Origin of the sequence: Saccharibacillus brassicae (assembly GCF_006542275.1) — a bacterium.
GTDB classification, from domain to species: Bacteria; Bacillota; Bacilli; order Paenibacillales; family Paenibacillaceae; genus Saccharibacillus; species Saccharibacillus brassicae.
On record NZ_CP041217.1, the window covers coordinates 260,065 to 283,940 of the forward strand.

Genomic DNA, 23,876 nt, shown 5'->3' on the forward strand with positions numbered 1-23,876 from the left:
ATGAACGAAGTCGTCGGCACGCACGACCTGTTAATGATTACGCTCGACACGCTGCGTTACGACGCCGCCGTGCTGGAAGAAGCCAACTGCCCCAATCTGTGCGGCAGCGGTTCATGGGAGAAACGGCATTCGCCCGGCAGCTTCACGTACGCGGCGCATCACGCTTTCTTCGGCGGATTTCTGCCGACGCCCGCCGATCCGGACAAAGCTTCGCATGTCCGGCTGTTCCATTCCCGCAACACCGGCCTGAAGACGCATCCGCATACGTGGCTGTTCGACACGCCGGACCTCGTCTCGGGGCTTGCGGCGGAAGGCTACCGGACGCTGTGTATCGGCGGCGTCATCTTTTTCACGAAAAAAGTGCCGCTCGCCCGCGTGCTGCCCGGTTATTTCCAGCGCAGCTTCTGGCGGATGAACTTCGGCGTGACGAATCCGCAGTCCACGAAACATCAGGTGGACCACGCGCTGAAACTGCTGGACGAAATTCCGACGGACGAACGGTTCTTCCTGTTCGTCAACGTCTCGGCGATGCACGGGCCGAACCATATTTTCCTGCCCGGCGCCCGGCGCGATTCGGTCGACAGCCAGCGCGCCGCGCTGCGTTACGCCGATGCCGAACTGGGACGGCTGTTCGACGCGGTGCGCCGCCGGAACAACCCGGCGTTCTGCATGGCTTTCTCCGATCACGGCACCGCGTACGGCGAAGACGGCTACGAAGGCCATCGCCTGGCGCACGAGACCGTATGGAACGTGCCTTACCGGGAATTCATGCTCTAATGCCAGCCTAACCGATAACTCACCCGAGGAGGGGATTCGCCATGACCGACACGGACTTTTACAATGCCGAGCGCGTCCAAGCCTGGACGCGGGAACTGGCCGCCGCTCCGTATCGCTCGTACCTGTATTCGTATCCGCACAAAACCGCTTATCGTCCGTTCGACCGGCCGAAGCCGCTGTCCGAACTTTGGCAGGACGAACCGACGGACCATTTTTTCCTCTATATGCATATCCCGTTTTGCGGAGCCCGCTGCGGCTTCTGCAATCTGTTCACGCTGCCCGACAAGCGCGAGGACGTACATAAGCGCTATGTCGACGCGCTCGAACGCCAGGCGCGGCAGTGGGCGGGCTTCGCTTCCCGGCCGTTCGCCCGCTTCGCGATCGGCGGCGGCACGCCCACCCTGCTGCGCGCCGACCAGCTGACGCGGCTGTTCGATATCGCCGAGAACATCATGGGCCTCAACCCGGCGGAAGCGTCGATCTCGGTAGAGACGTCGCCGGAGACGATCGATGCCCAGCGCCTCGGCGTGCTCAAAGAGCGCGGCGTCGACCGAGTCAGCATGGGTATCCAGAGCTTTATCGAAGCGGAAGCCGCCGCCATCTACCGGCCGCAAAAGCCCGACGAAGTGCGGCGGGCGCTGGACGTGCTCGGACAGTTCGATTTTCCGCTGCTCAATCTAGACCTGATCTACGGCCTGCCCGGACAGACCCGGGAGACCTGGCTGTATTCGCTCGATCAGGCGCTGGCGTACGAACCGGGCGAAATTTTTATCTATCCGCTCTACACGCGCGAGCATACGATCCTCAAGCCGGAAGACATGCCGGCGTCCGGTCCGGCAGACCCGCGCATGGAGTTGTATACGGCGGCCTGCGAACGGCTGGAACAACGCGGCTACGAGCAGTTCTCCATGCGCCGCTTCGCGCGCAAAGGTACGGTCGGCCATGATCCGTCCAAAAGTCTGCTGGACTACGGCTGCCAGGAAGAAGGCATGATGGGCCTTGGCTGCGGCGCCCGTTCGTACACGCGCAGCGTGCACTACGCCTCGCGCTACGGCGTGAGCCGGCAGGCGACGTCGAGCATCATCGCCGATTACGTCGCCGCGGAGCGGCATGACCACGCCGATTACGGCTTCGAGCTGGACGCGGACGAACGCCGCCGGCGCTTCGCGCTCAAAGGGCTGCTGCACCGCGAAGGGCTGGACCTCGCCGCCTACGGGGAGCGGTTCGGCACATCCGCGTTCGAAGACCTGCCGCATCTGAATCTGCTGACGCAGTCCGGGCTCGCCAAGATCGAAGCCGGCGTCCTGCGTATGGGCCGGGAAGGTCTCGGCTATTCCGACGCGATCGGCGACTGGCTGATCTCGGAGCCGGTTCGCCGGCGAATGGCCGGGTTCGTGCTGCCATGAGAGCGACTTTGTATTTTCGCGGCTCGCTGTCGTCCTGCAACTATTCCTGTCCGTACTGCCCGTTCAGCAAAAACACGGACAGCGCCGAGACGCTTGCCCGGGACCGCCTTCAAGTCCGGCGCTTCACGGCATGGATCGCCGACCAGGAACGGCTCGGCCACCGTCTGTCCGTCTTCTTCAATCCTTACGGCGAAGGGTTGATCCACCGCTGGTACCGCGAAGCGATGGTGCAGTTGTCCCGCATGCCGCACGTCGAGAAGGTCGCCATTCAGACGAACCTGTCCGCCTCTCTCGACTGGACGGAAGAGCTGAACCGCGACACGGCCGCATTCTGGACTACGTATCATCCCGGCGAGACGAGCGAAGAACGGTTTCTCGCCCGCTGCTTCGACCTGCATCGCCGGGGCGTCAAGTTCAGCGTCGGCAGCGTCGGCGTGCGCAGCGCTTTCGACCGCATCGAGTCGCTTCGCCGCGCGCTGCCCGAAGACGTCTACCTGTGGGTCAACGCGTTCAAAGACCGCAAAGACTACTACGCCGACCGCGACATCGAGCGGATGCGAGACGTCGATCCGCTGTTCGAACTCAATCTGCCGGATTACGACAGTCTCGGCCGAGCGTGCCGAACCGGCGAATCGGTCTTCTTCGTGCAGGGCGCCGGCCTCGTCAAGCGCTGCTACAGCGACCGCCGCGTGATCGGGCATCTGTACCGCGACGGCCTGGACAGATTGTCGCGAACCCGGCCCTGCGGCATGAAGACGTGCGGCTGTTATATCGGCTATGTCCATATGCCGGAGCTTGAACTGGAAAGTGCGTACGGAGACGGCCTGCTGGAACGGCGCAGCCTGCCGGAACGCCGGGCGTTTGCCGGATACGGAGGTGTACGATGACGGAGCAGAAACTTCAGCGTCATGCTGCGGCGCCTGCCGCTGCCGGCGAAAGCTTGTCTATGACCTCTTCCGGAGCGGCACGCACGATCTGGCTCACCGGCCTGCCCAGCTCGGGCAAAACGACGACAGCTTTGGCGCTGGCCGAAGCGCTGCGCAGCCGGAACGTTCCGGCCGAAGTGCTCGACGGCGACGAGCTGCGCAGACAGATCGGCGGCGGTCTCGGCTTCAGCCGCGAAGACCGGATGGAGAATGTACGGCGGGCCGTGTACGTGGCCGGCCTGCTGGGCAAGCACGGCGTGACCGCGATCGTGTCGCTGATCAGCCCGTACGCGGAGATGCGGCAGTATGCGCGGAGCACGCTGCCGCTTTTTACGGAAGTGTATGTGGACTGCCCGCTGGCCGAGTGCGAACGGCGGGACGTGAAAGGGCTGTACGCGCTGGCCCGTCGCGGCGAGATCGCAGCGTTCACCGGCGTGTCCGATCCGTACGAGCCGCCGGCAAATCCCGAACTGACGCTGCGGACGGATCTCTATACGCTGGAACAGAACGTGCAGCGGCTGCTTGCGTTATTCGATTGAACCGGACAGGCTGCTGTCCGGTTTTTCGTGTTATTTTACAAAAGAGAATCTGTGCCCTTATCTACTCATTCATGGCCGCCTCAGGCGTGCCCCAGGAGGAACTTGCCATGCCCGAACCGCTCAAATTGATCTATACCGAATCTTTTTTGCGCCAATTCGCCGCCCGACTGCAAACGGCGTATCCCCCTTTCGACGAACGTCGGTTCGTCGACGCCGTGCTGGCCCGCGGCTGGGACGAACTGGAATTGAAAGCCCGGATGCGGCGCATCTCGGAACAACTGGGCCTTGCGCTGCCTCAGCCTTTTGCCGCGGCGCTGGACGTTTTGTACCGCGTCGACGAAGCATGCACAGGCTTTCCGTATTTGTTTTTGCCCGATTTCGTTGAAGTGTACGGCAGCGCGGACGCCGATTACGAACTTGCGCTGAACGCGCTGGAACGGTTCACGTCCGGTTCTTCGTCCGAGTTTGCGATCCGTCCGTTTCTGCTGCGGGAGCCGGAACGGACGATGCGGCGCATGCATGTGTGGGCAAGCAGCGACAATGAGCATGTGCGCCGCCTGGCGAGCGAAGGCTGCCGCCCCCGTCTGCCGTGGGGACAAGCGCTGCCGATATTCAAGCGCGATCCGGCGCCCGTGCTGGAACTGCTGGAGAGGCTCCGGGCCGATCCGTCTCTCTACGTCCGCAAAAGCGTCGCCAACAATCTCAACGATATTGCCAAAGACCATCCCGAAGCGGTCAAAGAAACCGCGCTGCGCTGGTACGGCCGTGATCCGCTGACCGATTGGATCGTCCGCCGGGGCTGCCGCGGGCTGCTGCGCGCCGCCGATCCGGGCGTGCTTCAACTGTTCGGCTACGCCGCGGCGGCCTCGCCGGAGCAGGCGCCGCTTCTGTCGGCCGCTTCCCTCGCCGTCTCTCCCGGTTCGATCCGGATCGGCGAGTCGGCCGAACTGCGGGTCGAGCTTCGGGCGCGCGCAGGCGCACCGCTTCGCGTGCGGCTCGAATACGGCATCGATTACGTCAAAGCGTCCGGCCGTACGTCGCGCAAATTATTTCTGCTGAGCGACCGGACGCTGCAAAGCGGCGAACGCTTCGCGTTCGTTAAAACCCAACGCTTCGCCGATCTGACGACGCGGCGCCATTATCCGGGTCTGCATCGTATTGTGCTGCTGGTCAACGGCATCGAATACGCGGAAGATTCTCTGACACTCCTGCCGGCTTCGCACGATTCAACGAATATTTTGAACGTTTGATCTATTCAATATCCGTATTTTTCATGTTTTTCGCACAAAAATGGTTGTTAACTATCGTTCCTTCTCGTATAATGTGAACAAATATCACATATCTTTTGGGCGAGAAGGGCGTGCTGATGATGCAAATCAACCGGATTCCAATGATTTTAAGTTCCCTGCCCGGAGCTGCGGCTGCGGCTGCACTCTGGGCGTTTTCTCCGCGCGGCGCTGTGCAGACGATACTGCTTGTCGCAGCCTTGCTCTCGATCGGCTTCCTGCTGTTTCTGTCGCTTCGGGACAAGCGCAAGCTCGCAAGACCTGCCGCTTCGCTGTCGTCTGGCGACGAATCCGGCAAACTGCAAAACGTCTTGTTCGAATCGCAGGTCGTCTCGGATCGGCTGCTGGCCGTCGTGGAAGAAGTGCGCACGTCGGTCGATACGCTGACGTCCGTGACCGAACATTCCGAACGCGCCGAGCGCGAGCTCGGCACGCGCAGCACCGAAGCCGCGGCGCGGACGTCGGAAGCGGCGGCACTGCTGGAAGAAGCCGCCCGCACGTCGGAGCGGATGGCCGAGAGCGCGGCCGCGATGGCGCAAGATAGCCTCCGCGCCGGTTCGGCGGCAGGCGAATTGTCCGGCGCGCTGCTCTCCGCGGACCGGGCGATGGACGATATCCGGCAGCAGAGCGGCACGATCGGCGAACGGATCGGCGAGTTGACCGGGCATATGGCGGATATCGAACAGATCAACGTCTTTATCCGGGGCGTCGTCGAACAGACGTCCCTGCTTGCGCTGAACGCTTCAATCGAAGCGGCACGCGCCGGCGAGGAAGGCCGGGGCTTCGCCGTAGTCGCCCAGGAGATCCGCAAGCTGGCCGCGCAGAGCGGCGAAGCCGTCGGGCGGTCCGCCTCGACGCTCGGTTCGATCGTGGCCGGCGTGAACCATGCGACCGAAGCGATGGAGACGAGCCGCCGGGCGGTCGAAGCCGGCAGCGGCGAGATGCGGCAGATGCAGCTTCAGATGGAGCGGCTGAACGTCAGCCTCGGCGGCGTGCTCCAATCGGCGCGCGAGACCGACCGCTTGAGCGGCATCCAGCGCGAACGGATGGCGCGCGGCGTGGAAGCGCTGGGCGAAGCGGCCGGGCTGACCGGCCAGACGACGCAGTCTATGGAGCAGCTGTTCTCGCATGTCGGGCAGCAGCGCAGCCAGATCGTCAAGCTGGCGCGGATCGGCTCCGAGATGAATGAAGCTTCGGCCGAACTGTCCGACATCGTCGGAGCATTCCGGATCGAGCACGACGACAAGTCCGGCGGCGCCGATGTGGAACAGGTGCGCCGCGTGCTTGAGACGGCCGCGCGCCAAGCCGCTTCGCTGCCTGCGGAAGAAAGCCCGCACGCAGCGCTGCTCTCCGGCTGTATGGCGCAGACCCCGTCGATCGAAGCGGTCTGGTCGAACCGGGCGGACGGCTCGTTCATCTTCTCCAAGCCGCAGGCCGGGCTGCTCAACGCGAAGAGCCGCGAATGGTGGCAGCACGCGATGCGCGGCGAAGTCTACGTCTCGCCGGTCTATGTATCGGCGATTACGAAGCGCCCGTGCCTGACGATGTCCGCCGCCATTCTCGATGACCGGGGCGAGCGGATCGGCGTCGTGGGCATGGACCTGTCGCTCGGGCAGCCTGCGCGCCCTGTCGGCGACGATCTGCCGGCCCCGCGTTCCGCGATTTAAGGAAGTAGGGATAAGCTTCGATTGAGTTCGCATCGGGCTGTGTCAACGCTTCCGCCGCATCTGGATCAACCTTGATCCGGATGCTTCACCGACGCTGATACTATCTGTACACACACAAAAGCGCCTCCGGCTATCGGAGGCGCTTTTGTGTGCGTTGGCATGTATGAAATTCGGCCCGAAGGCGATAGCGATTTATCGCGTCGAGGCTTCCGCGCGTTCTTCCCGTTCGGCTTCGCTCTGCGGTTCAGGCTTGCCGGACGTGGACCCGTACAGGATGAAATTGACTTCTTCCAGCACGTCGGAAAACTGCGGACTCATCTGATTGTTTGGCATCATTCTTCCTCACCTTACTTCTTTCTGATATGACGTATCCAAGTATTCATTACACCGTTTTCCAAACGTTGAATCTATGTTCGGATTCGGGGGCAGCGGCTTCCGGATACGTTTCTCGAAGCTCGGGAGCGACCGCCTTTTTCTTTATCGGCTGCGAAGACGAATTCCATAATATCCCTTTATTTCTTTTTTCGTTTGGGCCGGTTCCGTTTGTCTTTTTGCTTCGCTTCGCTGCGTTTGAGCCGCCGCTGTTCGAGTTCCATTTCCCGTTTCAGATACAGCTCCATCGTGTTCTCGGGATGTTCGGAAGCGAACAGCATGAACTTTTTAAGATGCTCGTTATATTTGTCTTTGCCGAATACCCGTCCGTTTTCCTGCAGGAACGTCTCCAGCAGGCGATGCGGATCGCCGGTGTTCTTCAGCATGTCGAAGTCCGACAGCACGCCCAGAATGCGCGAAGCGATACGCTCCGCCTGCTGCTGCATCCGTTCTTCGCCCAGCCGCTCGTCCTCGGGGAATGTGTGGGACAAGATCAGGAAGATGCCTCCGACCCCGTACAGCGCCAGCATGTCCGCCAGATCGACCGAATCCGAGCTGACCCGGCTCGTCCATTCGAGCGAAGCCCGGTCCGGATGCGTGAAAATGTTCAAAAATCCGTACACGTCGGTCAACTCGAACGAAATTTGTTCGTACGCGTATTTCATGACGCCCAGATTGCTGCCCATGACTTCCTGGGCGGCGTCGGGATCGATCGTTTCGGGAGCCGCCAAATATTGAAACAATCGGGCCGAATGCTCGAACGCCACCCGGATCTGCACCGGCGCTTCGACGACCAAGCCGCCTTCGCGCAGCAGCACGGCCGCCGACAGCGAATTGGCAATACGCTTCAGCAGCGCGCCGGCATAAAAATCTTCTTCCGGTTCGGCGTAGTCGCGCGCGATCGCGATCAGCTCGTGCATGTAGCCGAGCGTCTCGTCGCGGACAGAGCCGGCATGCTCGGGCGCCTGCCTCAGCGAGGCCGGCCGCCAGTCTTCGGGTCCGCCGACCGTCGTTTCGGCCATATCGGCTTCCCGGCCGGAACGCTTTTCATCCTGCGTCATCGGACCTGTCTCCTTCCGTACCTTCCGCTCCGCTTCGATCGTCGGGCAGAAGGTTCCCTGTTCGTTTTCATCGTGTGTTCTTTTGGCTGCTTAACGTTCTTATAGGTCGGACATCCCTTTCATTTTACCGGGTTCGAGGTCGCCGTTTCAACCTGCTGCCGTTTTGTTGGCCCCGCCCTGCCCGCTTTTTTTATAACTGGGTAAAAAAGGAATGTCGGCGCGTGCCGTCGAATACGTACAGCGGAACATCCCCGGCCCTGTTCGGACAGACGCCGACAGCGCCGACAAAACGGCCGACCGCGGGAACGTTACTTGAAAAAGACAAGGGGTCTTTACGTAAAATGAACGGGAACTTCATGATCAAAACCGCGCTGGCCGCGGGCATTATGCTGGGAGCCGCCTTCCCGGCGCCGCAGCTGTGGGGCACGAGCGCTTACGCGCAGTCGACAGAGCCGACGATGTCGAGCGGACTGGACGCGCGCAATTACGTGCTGGACGACGGCTCGCTTCGGGCCGAAGGACGCACGATCGGCAAAGTGCAGGAGCCTTCGCCTTTCGTCGGCTTGACGCGGGATTCGCAGACGGACGAACGGTACGCCTGGACCGCGGACGGCAAAGTGTACCAGTGGCGCAATTTCGGCGTGACCGAAGGCCCGGAGCGGCTGAGCGGACTGCCGCCGATCGCCCAGGTGTCGGAAGACGTGATGCTGGCCAAATCCGGCGAAGTGGTCGGGTACGCCGGCGCAGGTCTGCCCAAAGCCGTCAAGATTTCCGCCCATTCGGCCGGCTTCGCGCTGCTGACCGGCAGCGGGGAAATCTGGCGTTACCGCCCGGACTACGCGGCGAACAAACTTAAAAAGCTCGCCGATTTGCCGGGCACGACCGATATCCAGTCGTCCAGCGGCTATGTGATGGCCCTCGGTTCGGACGGCACGGTGACGAAGATCGACGCCGAGACCGGCGACGAACCCGAGACGCTGACGACCGGCGCCGTCTCGATCGCCTGGGTCAAACACGAGACGAGCAGCGACCTGTACGTCGCGAAGTCGGACGGCAGCCTGTGGCAGTACGAATACGGCAGTGCCGGCTTCGAAGAAGCGATTCCTTCCGTCAAAGGCGCCGTATCCGTGAGCAAAGCCGAAGGCGGCTTGTTCGTTCGCCTGAGCGGCGGAAAGTCCGGGCTGTACGCCGAAGGCAAATGGACGCCGCTGGCTCCGGCGCGGCTGCAATCGGCCGTCTTGACCCTCTCCCGCCCTTCGGCCGCCAAAGGCGATCCGGTCCGGGTCACCGTCGAAGAGAAATTTTCCGACGGGACGAAGCTCAAGCGCCTGCCCGCCGCCGGCGAATTGAACGTATCCGATCCGAAGATCGCCGCGCTGCAAAAAGACGGCAGTCTCAAAGCGAACGGACTCGGCGCCGCATCCGTCACGTTCACGTCGAACGGCATCTCCGCCAAAACGACGCTGATCGTCAAATCGGACACTCCGCTCACCGGAGCCGGCCTGATCGGCGGCAGTTCCTATCTGCCTGTCCGCTCCGTCTTCACCGCGCTCGGCGCGACCGTGTCGAACGCCGGCGGCAGTTGGAACATCCAATACGGCGATACGAAGATCCAACTGAATACCGGCAGCTCCACCGCTTCCGTCAACGGCAAAGCCGTAGCGCTCAAAGGCAAAGTCCAGACGCTCGACGGTCAGGCCGTCTTCCCGGCCAGCTTCCTGCCGACCATCGTTCCGGGCGCCGCCGTTCAATGGGACGCCAAGCTGCAGCAGGCGATTCTCGCGTTCGGTCCGGCTTCGCTGCAGGTCGAATCCAAGCAAACGGCTCTGCTCAGAAAAAAGCAGCAGCTCGGCAGTCTCGCCCAGCAGCTCGGCAAATCGTACTGGATCAATACGTACAGCGGAGCCGGCGTACGCTTCAGCAAACTGACCGTCGCCGATATCAAAACGAAGGAAGGTTCTTCCGGCCGTCTGTACACGATCGTGTTCAAAAACGCCGCCGGCAGCCAGTTCGCGTCGTCTTCGATGTACGCTTCGGGCGTGCTGGAACTGCTCGGCGATCCGAACGAGTTTTTCCCGTTCGATCCGAAAGCCCGTTACGGCGGCAGCAGCAAAGTATGGAATCAAATCCGCGGCCATTACGTGTCCAGCGGCATGAACAAGCAGCATGTGCTGCTGTCGTGGGGCGAACCGACCGAAGTCGCCACGCAGAGCAGCCCGAAAGGGCCGATCGAAGTGTGGGTCTATATGAGAGGCGGACTCACGTGGCAGGCGGTCGCTTTCGTCAAAGGCACCGTGCTCGGCGTGCTGTAAGCCGGGTTCTCTACTGCATTTTGGCATCAAGCTGCGAAAAAGGCGGTCCGCATCTGGCGGTCCGCCTTTTTCGTCGTGGCTGCGGTCTTTTTGCGGTCTTTTTTCCGGTTTCTTTTCCCGGTTCCGCCGCTGTTTGCGCCACCGTTGTTTACGCCGCCGCTTCAGCCGTCCGCGTTACAGCGTCCGCGTATCTTCCGCGCTTGGACGGTGTTCCGAACTTGGCTGCGTCTGCTGCGACAACGCTTGACGCCGCTCCCACTCTTCGACCGTGATCGCAAACAGCACATGGTCTTCCCACTCGCCGTTGATCTTCAAGTAACGCTCGGCCACGCCTTCCTGACGGAAACCGGCTTTTTCGAGCACGCGCCGGGACTTGGCGTTCCGGGGCATGACCCCGGCCTGGACGCGGTGCAGCCGGTGCTTGACGAACGCAAGTTCCAGCACCGCCAGCACCGCTTCCGTCATATAGCCCTGCCCGTTATGGTTTTCGTCGAGAAAATAGCCCAGATTCGCGTTCTGGAACGGTCCGCGCACGATGCCGGTCAGCGCCGCGCGCCCGAGCAGCTGTCCGCTGCCGCGCAGCCGGATCGCGTACACGTAAGCCTGATCGCGGGTTCGTCCCTGCTCGCTCTGCATGATCTCCGTCTGCTGTCCGGCCAGCGTCAAATAACCGTCCGAGCGGATCGGCTCCAGCGGCTCCAGAAACTTTTCATTGGATCGCCTAAGTTCCAGCAGCTCCCCCGCTTCTTCCGGCGTGAAAGGTCTGAGTTCCAAACGTTCGGTCTGCATGCTTGTTCCTCCGTTTCGCTTGTTCGCACGCTTGCGCGTTTCTTCATTATACCAAAGCTTCATCCCAAAGCTTACTGCCTGCCCGGGCTTCAACGCGGGAGATGATCCACGGCCGCGAAAAAGCCCCGCAGCCGCGGGGCTTTCTTCTCCGTTCGAATGCGATCGGCCGCCGTTTATTCGGCGGTATCGCCTTCGCCCGGCAGCTTCTTGCCTTTGTTTTTGCGGTCGCGGAAATTGCGGTACAGCTTCGATACCGTATCGGGCGTCACGTCGATGCCGCGCTCGTACGCGTATTTGACGGAATACCCCAGCGCGAGCGTTACCGAACTGGCAACGCCGGCCGCCGCCACCGTCCCCGCACCCGGGAACATTTTGACGATTTGCCCGAACAGCGTCCGTCCGAGGTTGCCGACGATCGCCGTGATGACGATCTCTTTGGCCGCCTCGCGGCTGATCGGCCGTTCGTACAGCGCCGCCAGACGCGTCAGCAGCCCGATCTGGAGCGCCGTGATCGGCACGATGTCCGCGCCCGGCAGCGGCACCGCCCCGATCGCTCCCGCCGACGTAGCCGCGCCGATGATCCATTTGTTGGCGGTCGAAGACTTCGCTTTGATCGTATGGGCGAACAGAATGTCCTTATTGTTTTTTTTTAACAAATCCAGGATGGCGTCTCGCAGATTGTCGATATTCTCGCCTGTGCGCGAAGAGATCGGAATGACATCGTATTTATGCCCCGTTTCATGGCGTACCCGCGCAACCAGCCGATCCACTTCGTCCGCCGCATCGATCTTGTTGAGCACGATCAGAATGTTCGGGTTCGCTTTTTCCACGATCCGGAACGAACGCTGCTCGCTCTCCGAGAAGACCGTGCCCGCCGCATTGAGGAAAAAGAGCACCACGTCCGTTTTGCGGAAATAATCCAGCGTCGTCGCCGAATTTTCCGTATTGACGTCATTCAGGCCCGGCGTATCGATAAAAAAGATTTTGTCTTTGTACGGATGCGGATGAATCGCCGTCGTCTCGCCCGGCTCCGCGCCGACGCCGGCCACTTCTTCGCCCACGATCCGGTTGATCGTCGACGATTTGCCGGCATTGACGTCCCCGATCATCGCGATCAGGATCTGCTGCTTGAGCTGCGCGTTGATCGCCGCCATCTCCTGATCGAACGCCGTGTCGGCGGCTTCGCGAATCTGGCGCTTCATTTCGTTTTTCTGGTGTTCGGTATAACTGCCCGTTCCGCCCATCTTCATCTGTCAACCGCCCTTTCCGTCTGCGAATCGAATCCTTTTTCGCTTATACGATAACGTTAACCGGAAAGTTTCGCCGCTGAAACGAACGTTCCGCCGCTTTCCGTTACCCGCCGAACGCTTCGTGAATCGGCGTATCGCCGGCCACGAGATCGAAGCCGCGCCGATACGCGTTCGGGTCTTCCAGCAGCGCCGCGATCACGGCCGCCACGTCGTCGCGCGAAATCGAACCCGGCTCCAGATTCTCAGCCGCCGATATGCGTCCGGTGCCCGGATCGTTCGTCAGCCCGCCCGGGCGCACGATCGTGTACTGCAGTCCCGTCGATTCCAGCATCCGGTCCGCATAATGTTTCGCCGCGTAATAAGGCTTGATCTCTTCGGACCAGTTCTCGCGGTTATGGGCCTGCATGGCGCTGACGATCACGTACCGTTTGACGCCCGCTTGTTCCGCCGCTTCCATCGTCTTGACGGCGCCGTCGAGATCGATCAGCAGCGTCTTGTCGAGGCCGGTCGAACCGCCCGAACCCGCCGCGAATACGATCGCGTCGCAGCCTTGCATGGCTTCGGCCAAAGCCTCGACCCGGTCTTCCAGATTGCCCAGCACCGGCTCGATGCCTGCAGCCTTAAGTTCCTCCGCCTGCTCGGGCTTGCGCACCAGCGCTTTGACTTGATGTTTGCCTTCCTGCTTCAGCAGCTTGACCAGTCGGCCTCCGATTTGTCCGTTCGCTCCGATTACCAATACGTTCATGTCGTGTTCCTCCTTGGATATGCTCTTTTTTGGGGATAGGCTATAGAGTCAAATGGGTATGGCTTGCCGCCACTTCTTCGCTTCTTCGCTTCTTAACGGATGCTGAACGCAACTTCCGCCACTTTGGCCAGATTGATACTGATGTCCCGGCCTTCGCTCTCGAACGTGAGGCAGCCTACGCTCTCCGTGTTCTCGCCCCGGAAAGCGGGAATGACGTACGCTTCTTTCAATTCCCGGATCGCGATCTCCATCTCGGCGGGCGTCAGTTCCTCGCTTGAGTCGAACGCGTAGTCTTTTTCAATGCCGTTGTCGTATAAAATTCGGATATGGATCGTTCTCATGTCGGTGTCTCTCCCTTTCGGCTTTGCGGCGATGCCGTAACCGGCTCGCTTCTCCATTATCTCAAACCGCTGCCCGGAAACCAAATCGGAGCCGCGCCAAGTGAGCGACGAAGACGCCGGGCCCGCCTCTTTTCCTATGCAGCTCCCGGTTCCTCGCTTATACTTAAACGGAATGCAGAGTCGGAACCTCATGCGCAACACTGTACATTTACTTGACGAAAAAAACATCCATTTACGATAGAGAGGACGGTTTCCCGTGAAAAAAAGAACGGTTTGGATAGCGGCGCTGGCCTACGGTCTGTCGATATCGTCCGTACAGGCCGAGTCGGTCATGCAGGTGTCGGTCGACGGCAAAGCCGTTGCTTTTCGGACGAATCCGGTCGTGCAAAGCAGCGTCACGATGGTACAGTTCGCCCCGATCTTCCGCAGCCTCGGCGCTTCGTTCCAGTGGAACGGGCAGAAACAGCAGGTAACCGCCACCCGCGGCGGCACGAAAATGATCCTTACGGTCGGCAGCCGCGTCGCTTACGTCAACGGCAGCGCCGTGCGGATGCAGCAGGCCCCGGCCGCGATCAACGGCAATATTTTCGTTCCGCTGCGGTTCGTGGGCGAAGCCACCGGTGCGCGCGTGGACTTCGCGGGCAGCCGCATCTCGATCACGAGCGCGCCGCTGCCGCCTTCTCCCGGAGACGCAGCGGCGGGCGCTAACAGCGGTTCGGCAGCTTCCGATTCGGCAGAGATCGATCTGACAAAAGCCGAAGCGGCAAACACCGATCCGAATAGGTCGCCCGAATTGTCGGAACAATCGATCCATGACTATCTGATTACCCATTACGACACGCTCTATACCCCGGATACCGGTTACGAAGTCGATTATGACGTGCAGCTCGGCGACGAAGGCGACTATCACGTCTCGATTTTGCTGGACAATTATGAAGCGAGCGGCAGTCTGTACGCGGAGACCCGAGCCGACGGCAGCGTCCTCTACGACCTGACCGGAGAACTTGCGACGGACCTCTCCCGGCAGTTCGACCTGGAGGCACTGTACGTACACGTGACGCTGGCTCCGGTGCTGGAACAGCGTCCTGACGGCGTTAACGAAGAAGAACTGCTGGAGCTGGACGACGGAAGCTTCGTGCTGATCCGTACGCTGTTCGTCGGAATGTATGATTTTGCCGGAAAATACGCCGACTTTTACGACGTGACGTCCGCCGAGTCGAAGTTTGTCTCTGCCGCCGAATGGTAAAAGCACGCTTTGAATGGTAAAAGCACATCTCATGGCCGGGTCGAAAAAATATAGAAAAACTTCTCTTTTTTCATAAAAATCCTCTCTTCTTCTTGCGCTTGAGATGATATAGTAGGAGAGCAATCTCGCCATTTTTCGACAAAATACTTCAAGCTAAGGGGCGTTCCGTTTGAGCAGCATTTACGATTTCTCCGCCACTTCTATCAGCGGACAGCAAATTTCTCTGGACTCTTTTCGCGGCAAAACCGTGCTGATCGTCAATACGGCCAGCGGATGCGGATTCACGTTCCAATTCGAAGACCTGCAAAAGCTGTACGATCGCTACAAAGAACGCGACTTCGTCATTCTCGGCTTCCCGTGCGGTCAATTCGCCGATCAGGAACTGAACACGAACGATCAGATCCATACGTTCTGCACGTTGAAATACGGCGTCTCGTTCCCGATGTTCGAAAAAGTCGACGTCCGGGACGAAAATGCCCACCCGCTGTTCGCCTACCTGGCCGGAACCAAGCCGTTCAAAGGCTTCAATCCGTTCCATTCGGTAGCCAAAATCCTCCTCCCGCTGATCAACGAACGCCACCCCGAATACATGCCCGGCGATTCGATCAAATGGAATTTCACCAAGTTCCTGATCGACCCCGAAGGCCGCGTCATCGAACGTTACGAAGCCACGACCGACCCGATCGACATGGAAGACGACATCGAGAAAGTGCTCAACGCGGCTAAAAGCTAGGGTTGGACTTGGTTGGACCGTTGGTAAAAGGAATGCACAAGAGGAAGCCCTGTAGAAGGCTTCCTCTTTTGGTGTTTGAATAGGAATCTGGCGCGCTGTTTTCGGCCTGAACCGGAGCGGAAATTCCTTATGGCGATCGAGCATGGTTTTGCTATGTAAGAGCTGCCGTTCGTTTTAAAACATGGAACTAATTTTACCCGTCGTTTTATTCACGTAATACCATCCGTAGGTTGCGGTATGACCTGTTTCTTCGTCATCCATAACGACTTGGTACGCGTGGACGACATAATTGTCGCCTTCTATATACTCGACTTCCACATAAATGGACGGATGATAGAATCCATATTTCGCTTTCACCTTTTTAACGGCTTCGGCTCGGGTGATCGAAGTTTGTTTGGGCTGCTTGCCGATATACAGGCCGCCGTCCTTCAAAGAGACTTCCTGTCCGATTGCAGCACTTACCGCGCGAACGGGTACATACGTCGTTCCTTCGTAGGTCAGCGTTTTCGCACTGTCTTTTTTGACGAGGTTAAAATAGAGCGGCATATTTTTCACGGCGACTTGAATCGTTTGCGTATTTGCGGCAAAAGCCGCCGAGCCGGTAAGCATGGTCCCGATCAAAATGCCAACAGTCAATCCTTTTACTTTGTCTTTCAAAGTTCCCACTCCTTTTGGCGTCTGCATGCAAATTTACGTATATAGTCTCCTCTGTATCTCAAATAACGTCGTCACGACACTTATTTTCCTCCATTTGCCCATTCTGATCCGAATAAATGCGTGAGAGCAGCTATTTCCGGATTGCTGCACCCAAAACGCCTTTTTCACCTAAAATAAGAGTCACTGCGCAGTTATTTGCAAATCGCTTGCGAATTAGGCTCAAATAAGTGCGATTTCGCACGTCCTAACAAAGGCAGCACGAGTACGATGATCGCCTGGGTCTGGGTTTGCCTCTGCTCCTGTGTCTGAACGGTCAGCCAACAAAAATACCGTCCTTCACCGGATTTGTACAAACCCGATAAACAACGGTATACGTAATCGCAAGCCTAGCTTAACTTCGCTGCTCAGCTCACCTTATGCTCGATCCGCAGCTTGTCCGCGATCATCGCGATAAATTCGCTGTTGGTCGGCTTGGATTTGTTGATGCTGACGGTGTAGCCGAACAATTCGCTGATGTTCTGCACGGAACCGCGGGCCCAGGCCAATTCGATCGCGTGGCGGATGGCGCGTTCCACGCGGGACGGGGTCGTGGCATATTTCTCGGCGATCGAAGGGTACAGCGTCTTCGTGATCGAGCCGAGGATTTCGATGTTATGGTAGACCATCGTGATCGCTTCGCGCAGGTACTTGTAGCCGCGTACGTGCACGGGAATGCCGATCTCGTTAATAATCGACGTGATGCTCGCATCAAGCGTCTTGCCTTTGGACAGCGATCCGATGCTCGGCTTCGGCGCGGGTGCCGGCGAAGCTTGGGCGATCGGCGAAGACGGGATGTTCAGCATCTGGCGAACCCGGTTCACCAGCACTTCGATATCGAACGGCTTCAGGATGTAGTACGCGGCACCCAGCTCGACCGCGCGCTGCGTAATGTTCTCTTGTCCGAACGCCGTCAGCATGATCACTTTGGGACGCGGATTCAGGTTCATGCCCTGCAGCTTCTCCAGCACGCCGAGTCCGTCCAGGTGCGGCATAATGATGTCCAGGATCAAAATATCGGGCGCCCGTTCGGCGCCGCGCAGCAGCCCCAGCACTTCTTCTCCGTTAAAAGCGACTCCGGTTACCGTCATGTCTTCCTGCGAGGAAATGTGTTCCTGGAGCATGTGAACGAAATCCCGATTATCGTCCGCAAGCATAACTTCGATGTTTGGCAAAACCTGTTCCTCCTTCTCATCCGGCCGCAAAGCCGAATCCTCTGTAATTCACAGAACCGTTTCTGTCTTTTTAAACAGATCTCACGTAAAAAATTCGACACCGTTCGAAAGAATCCTGCTACGGCAGCAAATTTTCGCTCTCTCCCAGTATATCGGGTTACGCGCCAAATTAAAACAAAAAATCCCAAAACCGTAAATTAGCGCTGAAGAACGAATCCGATTTCGGGACTCTCTTTTCCTGAACGCTTTTTTGCAGGATCCGAAGCGCGGAACTTGCGGCTCCGCGGTTTCGGACGTGCATACGGTTTTGGGACAAAGCGGCGTCCGGCCCGGAAGCCGAACCCGCCGAATAACTTAGACGCGACCTTTTTTGCTTGCTTCCGCAAGCTTCAACATTTCCTGCGCGTGGTGCAGCGTTTTCTCCGTAATTTCGACACCGCCGAGCATCCGCGCAAGTTCGGTGACGCGTCCTTCTTCGTTCAGCGATTCGACTCTGGTCATCGTCCGCTCGCCTTCCACGCGCTTCTCGATCAGGTACTGGTGATCCGCCATGCAGGCCACCTGCGGCAGGTGGGTAATCGAGAACACCTGACAGTCGCGGGACAGCTTGACGAGCTTCTCCGCGATCGACTGGGCCGCGCGGCCGCTGACGCCGGTATCGACTTCGTCGAATACGAGCACCGGCACTTTGTCGTGGCGGGCGAAAATGCTTTTGAGCGCCAGCATGATCCGCGACAGCTCGCCGCCCGACGCGATCTTGCCGAGCGGACGCAGCGGTTCGCCGGGGTTCGGCGAGATGAGGAACTCCGCGTTGTCGACGCCCTGACGGGTCAGGCGCACGCGCCGGCCTTCGAATTCGAAGCCGCGGGCGTCCTGGATCGGCTCAAACTTCACTTCGATCGACGTTCGCTGCATTTGCAGATCTTTGAGTTCGCCTTCGATCTGGCGGGCCAGATCGCGCGAACATTCCCGGCGCAGCACGCTCAGTTCCCGGGCCAGCCGCAGCGTCTTCTCCAGCTGCTTGTCGCGCTTGGCCGTCAGCAGCTCCATGCGTTCGTCCTTGTTCTCCAGCATGTCCGTCTCGCGGTGAATCCGGTCGTAATACTCCAGAATCTGTTCGACGCTGTCGCCGTATTTGCGCCGCAGTCCGGAGATGAGGTTCAGCCGTTCTTCGACTTCTTCGAGGCGTCCCGGGTTGAACTCGATATTCTCCCGGTAATCCCGGAGTTGGAACGCCGCGTCTTCCAGTTGGTAAAAAGCGTTCCGCAGCTGCTCCAGAATCGGCTGCATCGCTTTGGGATCGTAGTTCTCGACGTCTTCCAGATTGGAGATCGCCGAGCCGATCGCTTCGATGCCCCGATCGCCGTACAGCAGGTTGTATCCGCCGGAAACGGATTCCATCAGCTTCTCGCTGTGCGCAAGCTTGGAACGTTCGTCCGCCAGCTCCACGTCTTCGCCCACTTTGAGCTTGGCCGCCTGAATCTCTTCCAGCTGGAAGCGGTACATGTCGAGCATTTGCAGCGATTTCTGGCTCGTCTCGCGCAGCTCGCGCAGTTCGCGCTCCAGCTTGGCGAGAGCCGAATACTCCTGCTGATAAGCCGCTTTCGCCGGCGCGATCGTGTCGCCTCCGTACGAATCCAGCAGGCCGAGATGGCTTTCCGGACGCAGCAGCGACTGGTGCTCGTGCTGGCCGTGGATATTGATCAGCTGCTCGCCCACTTCGCGCAGCATCGTCAAATTGACGAGCTGCCCGTTGATACGCGACGTGCTTTTTCCGTGTGCCGTCACTTCGCGCCGGATGACCAGATGTTCTTCCGGCGACGCGGAAATGCCGAGCTGTTCCAGCGTTTTCCACACCGGATGCTCGCCCTGCAGCTCGAACAGCGCTTCCATCTCCGCTTTGTCGGCTCCGTACCGAATCAGGTCCGAAGACCCGCGGCCGCCGGAGATCAGGCCCAGCGCGTCGATCACGATCGACTTGCCGGCTCCCGTTTCCCCGGACAGCACGTGAAATCCTTGATAAAAATGAACGTCGACGGATTCGACGACGGCGAGATTGCGAATGGACAATGCGACTAGCATGCACTCACCTCAATAGAATTTAGGAAATGAATCCCATAATTTGGCCGATCACCGTCTGGCTGTTCTCCGGTTCGCGACAGATCAGCAGGATCGTGTCGTCGCCCGAGATCGTACCCATGATTTCCGACCACTCCATATTATCGAGCAGCGCCGCGATCGAGTTGGCCGTGCCCGGCAAACATTTCATCACGACCAGGTTGGCCGAGTGATCGATATGGACGAAATTGTCCACGAGCGCGCGCTTGAGCTTCTGTACCGGATTGTAGCGCTGATCGGTCGGCATCGAATATTTGTACCGGCCGTCGTCCAGCGGAACCTTGATCAGCAGCAGTTCCTTGATATCGCGAGATACCGTCGCCTGCGTCACCTGGAATCCCGAAGACCGCAGCGCGGCAACCAGTTCGTCCTGCGTCTCGATGTCGCGGCTGGAGATGATCTCCCGGATCTTGATATGCCGTTGTCCCTTCATAAGACTCCCCCTTCGTTATGCAAAATATGAATAAACGCGTTCAACGCAAAGAAACTCACCGTTCGGCGGATGAGTTTCTGTGAAAAGTCCGGGCGGCTTCCGCCGCGGTATTCGACGCCAACTCCCGAATGACTTCTTCGCCGAGCGGAGCCGTTTCTCCTTCCGGCAGCTTCAGATAAGCGAGAAATTCGACGTTGCCTTCGCCGCCGGTAATCGGCGAGAAGGTCAAGCCTCCGATCTCGAAGCCCAGAGCATTGGCAAAAGTCAGCACTTGGTTCAATACGTCTTCATGCACTTTGCGGTCGCGGACGACGCCCGACTTGCCCACCTTGTCGCGTCCGGCTTCGAACTGCGGCTTGATCAGCGCGGCCACTTCGGCCGGACGTTTCAGCAGTTGAAGCAGCGGAGGCAAAATGAGGCGCAGGGAAATAAACGAGACGTCGATGCTCGCAAAATCCGGCCGGGGTCCTGTCAGTTCTTCGGGCGTCATATAGCGGAAATTCGTCCGTTCCATGACGCAGACGCGTTCGTCGTTTCTCAGCGACCAATCAAGTTGGTTGTAGCCGACGTCGATCGCGTACACGTAAGAAGCCCCGTTTTGCAGGGCGCAGTCGGTGAAGCCGCCGGTCGAAGACCCGATATCGAGCATCACGCGGTCCTGCATCCCGATTTCGAAATTTTTGAGCGCTTTTTCGAGTTTGAGGCCGCCGCGGCTGACGTACGGATGTACGGAGCCTTTGACGTGCAGCGCCGCTTCCCGCGACACTTTCATGCCCGGCTTCTCGATTCGTTCGTTATCGGCAAAAACGAGGCCCGCCATAATGGCGGCCTTCGCTTTCTCCCGGCTTTCGTAATACGCCTGCTCGACGAGCAGGACGTCGATACGTTCTTTTTCGATCTTGTCTTTTTGCGCGGCCATAATCAGGCTCTCTTTCTGTGTAAAATACGAACGCCGCAGCGCACGGTGCTCCTTTTAGGAAGGAAGACCGCTTTTGAGCGCGAGGCGGCTGCCCGTTACGCTCTCGCGCACGAGATCGGCGGCATGCTCGGCCGTCAGGCCGGCTTCCTGCTGCTGTTCCTTGATGCTGCCGTGCTCGATAAAGCAGTCCGGCACGCCCAGAATACGCACTTCGGCGTGGCTGATGCCGTGCGATGCGTAAAATTCGAGCACCGCGCTGCCCAGGCCGCCGGCCTGCGAAGCTTCTTCCATCACGAGCAGCTTGACGCCGCGATCGGCGAGATCGGTCAGCATCTTCTCGTCAAGCGGCTTCAGGAAGCGCGCATTGACGACACTCGCCTGAATGCCCGACGACTTGAGCAGTTCGGCGGCGGCCAAAGCGGTCTGGACCATCGGTCCGACGGCCAGAATCGCGCAGTTGTCGCCTTCGCGCACCGTTTCCCAGCTGCCGATCGGAATAGCCTTGAGCTGTTGGTCGAGCGGAACGCCCAGGCCGTTGACCCGCGGATAACGGAAGCCGATCGGCCCTTTGTCGTAATCCAGCGCCGTTTTCATCATATGACGCAGTTCGTTCTCGTCTTTGGGCATCATGAGCACCATGTTCGGAATATGGCGCAGGAAGGCGATATCGTACACGCCTTGATGCGTCTCGCCGTCCGCGCCGACAAAGCCCGCCCGGTCGATCGCGAACATGACGTTGGCGTTATGCCGGCAAATATCGTGCACGATCTGGTCGTAGGCACGCTGCATGAAGGTCGAATAGACGGCGAAGACCGGCTTCATGCCTTCCATCGCCATCGCGGCGCACAGCGTCGCGGCATGCTGCTCGGCGATGCCCACGTCGATCATCCGTTTCGGGAATCTCGCCGCGAATTCCATCAGTCCGGAACCGCCCGGCATGGCCGGCGTGACGGCGACGATCCGCTCGTCCTGCTCGGCCAATTCGATCAGCGTGCTGCCGAACACTTCGGTATACATCGGGTTGCCGGCCGACTTGAGCGTCTTGCCGGACTCGATCTTGTACGGCGAAATGCCGTGCCATTTATGCGAATCGGCTTCCGCCGGTTTGTAGCCTTTGCCTTTGGTCGTCACGATATGGACAAGCACCGGGCCGTCGACGTTGTCCGACTGGCGGAACGTCTCCATCAGGGTCGGCAGGTCGTGTCCGTCGATCGGACCGATGTATTTGAAGCCCAGCTCTTCGAACAGAACGCCCGGCACCATCATATATTTGAGGCTGTCTTTGACTTTTTCCGCCGTGCGCGCAAGCTTGCCGCCGATCGCCGGAATTTTCTTGATCAGCGATTCGACGTCGTCTTTGGCGCGCAGATAATGGCGGTCCGAGCGGACGCGGCTCAGGTAGTTGTGCATCGCGCCGACGTTCGGCGCGATCGACATCTCGTTGTCGTTGAGGACGACGAGCAGGTTCTTTTTCTCATGGCCGATATGGTTCAGCGCTTCGAACGCCATACCGCCGGTCAGCGCGCCGTCTCCGATCACCGCGACCACTTTGTTGCTCTCGCCCTTGAGGTCGCGCGCCATCGCCATGCCCATCGCCGCGGACAGCGACGTGCTGCTGTGGCCCGCTTCCCAGACGTCGTGTTCGCTTTCGGCGCGCTTGACGAAGCCGCACAGGCCCTTGTACTTGCGCAGCGTATCGAACCGGTCCTGCCGGCCCGTCAAAATCTTGTGCACGTAAGCCTGATGGCCCACGTCGAAAATAAACTTGTCTTTGGGACTCTCGTAGCAGTAATGCAAAGCCAATGTCAACTCGACCACGCCCAAATTGGAAGCCAAATGGCCTCCGGTCACCGAGAGATTTTCGATTAAAAATTGGCGAATTTCCTGCGCCAGCGGCGCGAGTTGTTCGGACGGCAGCTTCTTCAGATCGCCGGGTTGGTTGATTTGTGGAAGGAGCATGTGTCATTCCCCGCTTTCCTTCATTTTCCTGAATTCGGTCGCGCACGATTAGGTATAGGCGGGCTCGCCTGAACGCCGCGAAGCGTTTTTCGAGCACGCGTAGTATCGGTATTATATCGTTTTTCGGCAAACAAAGCCAATTTGAAGCATCGGCTTATGCGCCGGGCGCTGTCCGTTCTTCTGTTCTTCAATACCCAAGCAAGCGAGCAGCGAAACCGGAGTCCGCTTCCTCCGGGACCTCTTAACGGTCCCGTTCCACCAAATAATCGGCGATAGCCAGCAGGATGTCGGTACGCTCAAGACCCGCTCCCAGCACGGCCGTTTTGGACTCTTCGCTGAGGCGCCGCACTTCTTCGCGCGACTTGTCGATGCCGAGGAAAAACGGATACGTCACTTTTTCCATTTTGACGTCGCTTTGCGTTTTTTTGCCCAGCTTGCTCTCGTCGCCGACCAGATCCAGAATATCGTCCTGAATCTGGAACGCCAGCCCGATGCCGCGGCCGAACGTACGCAGCGCGTCGAGTTGAAGCGGCGTCGCTCCGGCCGTGCGCCCGCCCGCAAGCAGCGAGAACATGATCAGGTCGCTCGTCTTGTGCAGATGGATATACTCCAGCCGCGCAAGGTCCGTCGTGCCCTGCTCGCCTTCCATGTCGGCCACCTGGCCGCCCACCATGCCGCGCGGTCCGGCGTATTCCGCCAGATCGGACACGATCCCGATCGCCGCCTCGGCCGGCAGCAGGCCGTCTCTGGCCAGCGAAGACACCACATAAAAAGCATGCGTCAGCAGGCCGTCGCCGGCGAGGATCGCCATCGCTTCGCCGAACACTTTGTGGTTCGTCGGCTTGCCGCGGCGCAGGTCGTCGTCGTCCATCGCCGGCAGGTCGTCGTGCACGAGCGAATACGTGTGCACCATCTCGACGGCGGCCGCGACGCGGATCGCCGCCGCCCGGCTGCCGCCGAGACTTTCACACGCCGCTACCACGAGCAGGGGACGCAGCCGTTTGCCGCCGGCATCGAGCGAATACCGCATCGATTCCAGCAGCGCGGGCGGCATGTCCCAGTCGGCCGGAAACGCTTCGGCAAAATAGCTCTCCAGCTCGGACGACACGTCTCTCATATACGGTTCAAG

22 protein-coding genes are annotated in these 23,876 nt (G+C 59.5%); 9 read left to right on the forward strand and 13 right to left on the reverse strand.

The features are described 5' to 3' along the window. From FFV09_RS01110 to FFV09_RS01135, 6 genes are all read left to right on the forward strand, one after another. A complete protein-coding gene (locus tag FFV09_RS01110) occupies positions 1–777 on the forward strand; it encodes an STM4013/SEN3800 family hydrolase (RefSeq protein WP_246098535.1) in 777 nt (258 codons plus the stop codon). 41 nt (positions 778–818) lie between these two features. Beyond that, positions 819–2,183, forward strand: coding sequence for an STM4012 family radical SAM protein (locus tag FFV09_RS01115; protein ID WP_141445967.1), 1,365 nt, complete (start codon positions 819–821; stop codon positions 2,181–2,183). Beyond that, the gene (locus FFV09_RS01120) at positions 2,180–3,070 is read left to right on the forward strand and encodes an STM4011 family radical SAM protein (RefSeq protein ID WP_141445968.1); all 891 of its coding nucleotides are present in this window, start codon (positions 2,180–2,182) and stop codon (positions 3,068–3,070) included. Before FFV09_RS01115 ends, FFV09_RS01120 begins: the two co-directional genes overlap by 4 nt. Further along, a complete protein-coding gene (gene cysC, locus FFV09_RS01125) occupies positions 3,067–3,648 on the forward strand; it encodes an adenylyl-sulfate kinase (protein ID WP_342782079.1) in 582 nt (193 codons plus the stop codon). Before FFV09_RS01120 ends, cysC begins: the two co-directional genes overlap by 4 nt. Before the next feature lie 107 nt (positions 3,649–3,755). Beyond that, positions 3,756–4,898: a DNA alkylation repair protein gene (locus tag FFV09_RS01130; protein WP_141445969.1), complete on the forward strand. Its 1,143-nt coding sequence runs from the start codon at positions 3,756–3,758 to the stop codon at positions 4,896–4,898. Positions 4,899–5,014: 116 nt separating this feature from the next. Then, positions 5,015–6,601 carry a methyl-accepting chemotaxis protein gene (locus FFV09_RS01135; protein WP_141445970.1) on the forward strand — a complete coding sequence of 529 codons (1,587 nt, stop codon included), beginning with the start codon at positions 5,015–5,017 and terminating at the stop codon, positions 6,599–6,601. 192 nt (positions 6,602–6,793) lie between these two features. On the opposite strand, the gene FFV09_RS23615 is transcribed toward FFV09_RS01135, so the two are convergent. Both FFV09_RS23615 and FFV09_RS01140 read right to left on the reverse strand, forming a co-directional pair. Next, positions 6,794–6,937, reverse strand: a complete 144-nt coding sequence (locus tag FFV09_RS23615) for a hypothetical protein (RefSeq protein WP_170314893.1) — start codon at positions 6,935–6,937, stop codon at positions 6,794–6,796. 176 nt (positions 6,938–7,113) lie between these two features. Next, on the reverse strand, positions 7,114–8,034 hold the full coding sequence (locus FFV09_RS01140) for a hypothetical protein (protein ID WP_141445971.1): 921 nt from the start codon (positions 8,032–8,034) through the stop codon (positions 7,114–7,116). 341 nt (positions 8,035–8,375) lie between these two features. Between FFV09_RS01140 and FFV09_RS01145 the strand changes: the two genes are divergently transcribed. Continuing rightward, complete coding sequence (locus FFV09_RS01145; protein ID WP_141445972.1) at positions 8,376–10,346, forward strand: copper amine oxidase N-terminal domain-containing protein; 1,971 nt, start codon at positions 8,376–8,378, stop codon at positions 10,344–10,346. A gap of 174 nt (positions 10,347–10,520) precedes the next feature. Here the strand turns inward: FFV09_RS01145 and FFV09_RS01150 are convergent, their stop codons facing one another. From FFV09_RS01150 to FFV09_RS01165, 4 genes are all read right to left on the reverse strand, one after another. After that, on the reverse strand, positions 10,521–11,135 hold the full coding sequence (locus tag FFV09_RS01150; protein ID WP_141445973.1) for a GNAT family N-acetyltransferase: 615 nt from the start codon (positions 11,133–11,135) through the stop codon (positions 10,521–10,523). 173 nt (positions 11,136–11,308) lie between these two features. Then, entirely contained in the window at positions 11,309–12,385 is a 1,077-nt protein-coding gene (locus FFV09_RS01155; RefSeq protein ID WP_141445974.1) for a GTP-binding protein, read from the reverse strand. Between the two features lie 103 nt (positions 12,386–12,488). Continuing rightward, entirely contained in the window at positions 12,489–13,130 is a 642-nt protein-coding gene (locus FFV09_RS01160; protein ID WP_141445975.1) for an SDR family oxidoreductase, read from the reverse strand. A gap of 92 nt (positions 13,131–13,222) precedes the next feature. Beyond that, complete coding sequence (locus tag FFV09_RS01165) at positions 13,223–13,471, reverse strand: hypothetical protein (protein WP_141445976.1); 249 nt, start codon at positions 13,469–13,471, stop codon at positions 13,223–13,225. Between the two features lie 256 nt (positions 13,472–13,727). On the opposite strand from FFV09_RS01165, the gene FFV09_RS01170 reads away from it, so the two are divergent. Beyond that, positions 13,728–14,717, forward strand: coding sequence for a copper amine oxidase N-terminal domain-containing protein (locus FFV09_RS01170; protein ID WP_141445977.1), 990 nt, complete (start codon positions 13,728–13,730; stop codon positions 14,715–14,717). Positions 14,718–14,886: 169 nt separating this feature from the next. Further along, entirely contained in the window at positions 14,887–15,450 is a 564-nt protein-coding gene (locus FFV09_RS01175) for a glutathione peroxidase (protein ID WP_141445978.1), read from the forward strand. Between the two features lie 174 nt (positions 15,451–15,624). Here the strand turns inward: FFV09_RS01175 and FFV09_RS01180 are convergent, their stop codons facing one another. The 7 genes from FFV09_RS01180 to FFV09_RS01210 form a co-directional block, all read right to left on the reverse strand. Further along, entirely contained in the window at positions 15,625–16,107 is a 483-nt protein-coding gene (locus tag FFV09_RS01180) for a hypothetical protein (RefSeq protein WP_141445979.1), read from the reverse strand. 404 nt (positions 16,108–16,511) lie between these two features. Further along, positions 16,512–17,318 (reverse strand): sporulation transcription factor Spo0A, encoded by an 807-nt coding sequence (gene spo0A / locus FFV09_RS01185; RefSeq protein WP_141445980.1) that lies wholly within the window; start codon positions 17,316–17,318, stop codon positions 16,512–16,514. Positions 17,319–17,672: 354 nt separating this feature from the next. Continuing rightward, complete coding sequence (gene recN, locus FFV09_RS01190) at positions 17,673–19,400, reverse strand: DNA repair protein RecN (RefSeq protein WP_141445981.1); 1,728 nt, start codon at positions 19,398–19,400, stop codon at positions 17,673–17,675. Positions 19,401–19,419: 19 nt separating this feature from the next. Beyond that, positions 19,420–19,869, reverse strand: coding sequence for a transcriptional regulator AhrC/ArgR (gene ahrC / locus FFV09_RS01195; protein ID WP_141445982.1), 450 nt, complete (start codon positions 19,867–19,869; stop codon positions 19,420–19,422). Positions 19,870–19,924: 55 nt separating this feature from the next. Then, entirely contained in the window at positions 19,925–20,788 is an 864-nt protein-coding gene (locus tag FFV09_RS01200; RefSeq protein ID WP_141445983.1) for a TlyA family RNA methyltransferase, read from the reverse strand. A gap of 54 nt (positions 20,789–20,842) precedes the next feature. Next, a complete protein-coding gene (dxs, locus tag FFV09_RS01205; RefSeq protein WP_141445984.1) occupies positions 20,843–22,747 on the reverse strand; it encodes a 1-deoxy-D-xylulose-5-phosphate synthase in 1,905 nt (634 codons plus the stop codon). Positions 22,748–22,988: 241 nt separating this feature from the next. Beyond that, entirely contained in the window at positions 22,989–23,864 is an 876-nt protein-coding gene (locus FFV09_RS01210; protein ID WP_141450263.1) for a polyprenyl synthetase family protein, read from the reverse strand. Positions 23,865–23,876: the final 12 nt, after the last annotated feature.

Coding starts and splice junctions, on each gene's coding strand:
- FFV09_RS01140 (WP_141445971.1), bottom strand. CDS start 8,034: ATGACGCAGGATGAAAAGCGTTCCGGCCGGGAAGCCGATATGGCCGAA.
- FFV09_RS23615 (WP_170314893.1), bottom strand. CDS start 6,937: ATGATGCCAAACAATCAGATGAGTCCGCAGTTTTCCGACGTGCTGGAA.
- FFV09_RS01130 (WP_141445969.1), top strand. CDS start 3,756: ATGCCCGAACCGCTCAAATTGATCTATACCGAATCTTTTTTGCGCCAA.
- ahrC (WP_141445982.1), bottom strand. CDS start 19,869: ATGAAGGGACAACGGCATATCAAGATCCGGGAGATCATCTCCAGCCGC.
- FFV09_RS01210 (WP_141450263.1), bottom strand. CDS start 23,864: ATGAGAGACGTGTCGTCCGAGCTGGAGAGCTATTTTGCCGAAGCGTTT.
- FFV09_RS01160 (WP_141445975.1), bottom strand. CDS start 13,130: ATGAACGTATTGGTAATCGGAGCGAACGGACAAATCGGAGGCCGACTG.
- FFV09_RS01150 (WP_141445973.1), bottom strand. CDS start 11,135: ATGCAGACCGAACGTTTGGAACTCAGACCTTTCACGCCGGAAGAAGCG.
- FFV09_RS01115 (WP_141445967.1), top strand. CDS start 819: ATGACCGACACGGACTTTTACAATGCCGAGCGCGTCCAAGCCTGGACG.
- FFV09_RS01120 (WP_141445968.1), top strand. CDS start 2,180: ATGAGAGCGACTTTGTATTTTCGCGGCTCGCTGTCGTCCTGCAACTAT.
- recN (WP_141445981.1), bottom strand. CDS start 19,400: ATGCTAGTCGCATTGTCCATTCGCAATCTCGCCGTCGTCGAATCCGTC.
- cysC (WP_342782079.1), top strand. CDS start 3,067: ATGACGGAGCAGAAACTTCAGCGTCATGCTGCGGCGCCTGCCGCTGCC.
- FFV09_RS01135 (WP_141445970.1), top strand. CDS start 5,015: ATGATGCAAATCAACCGGATTCCAATGATTTTAAGTTCCCTGCCCGGA.
- dxs (WP_141445984.1), bottom strand. CDS start 22,747: ATGCTCCTTCCACAAATCAACCAACCCGGCGATCTGAAGAAGCTGCCG.
- FFV09_RS01155 (WP_141445974.1), bottom strand. CDS start 12,385: ATGAAGATGGGCGGAACGGGCAGTTATACCGAACACCAGAAAAACGAA.
- FFV09_RS01200 (WP_141445983.1), bottom strand. CDS start 20,788: ATGGCCGCGCAAAAAGACAAGATCGAAAAAGAACGTATCGACGTCCTG.
- FFV09_RS01145 (WP_141445972.1), top strand. CDS start 8,376: ATGAACGGGAACTTCATGATCAAAACCGCGCTGGCCGCGGGCATTATG.
- FFV09_RS01165 (WP_141445976.1), bottom strand. CDS start 13,471: ATGAGAACGATCCATATCCGAATTTTATACGACAACGGCATTGAAAAA.
- FFV09_RS01110 (WP_246098535.1), top strand. CDS start 1: ATGAACGAAGTCGTCGGCACGCACGACCTGTTAATGATTACGCTCGAC.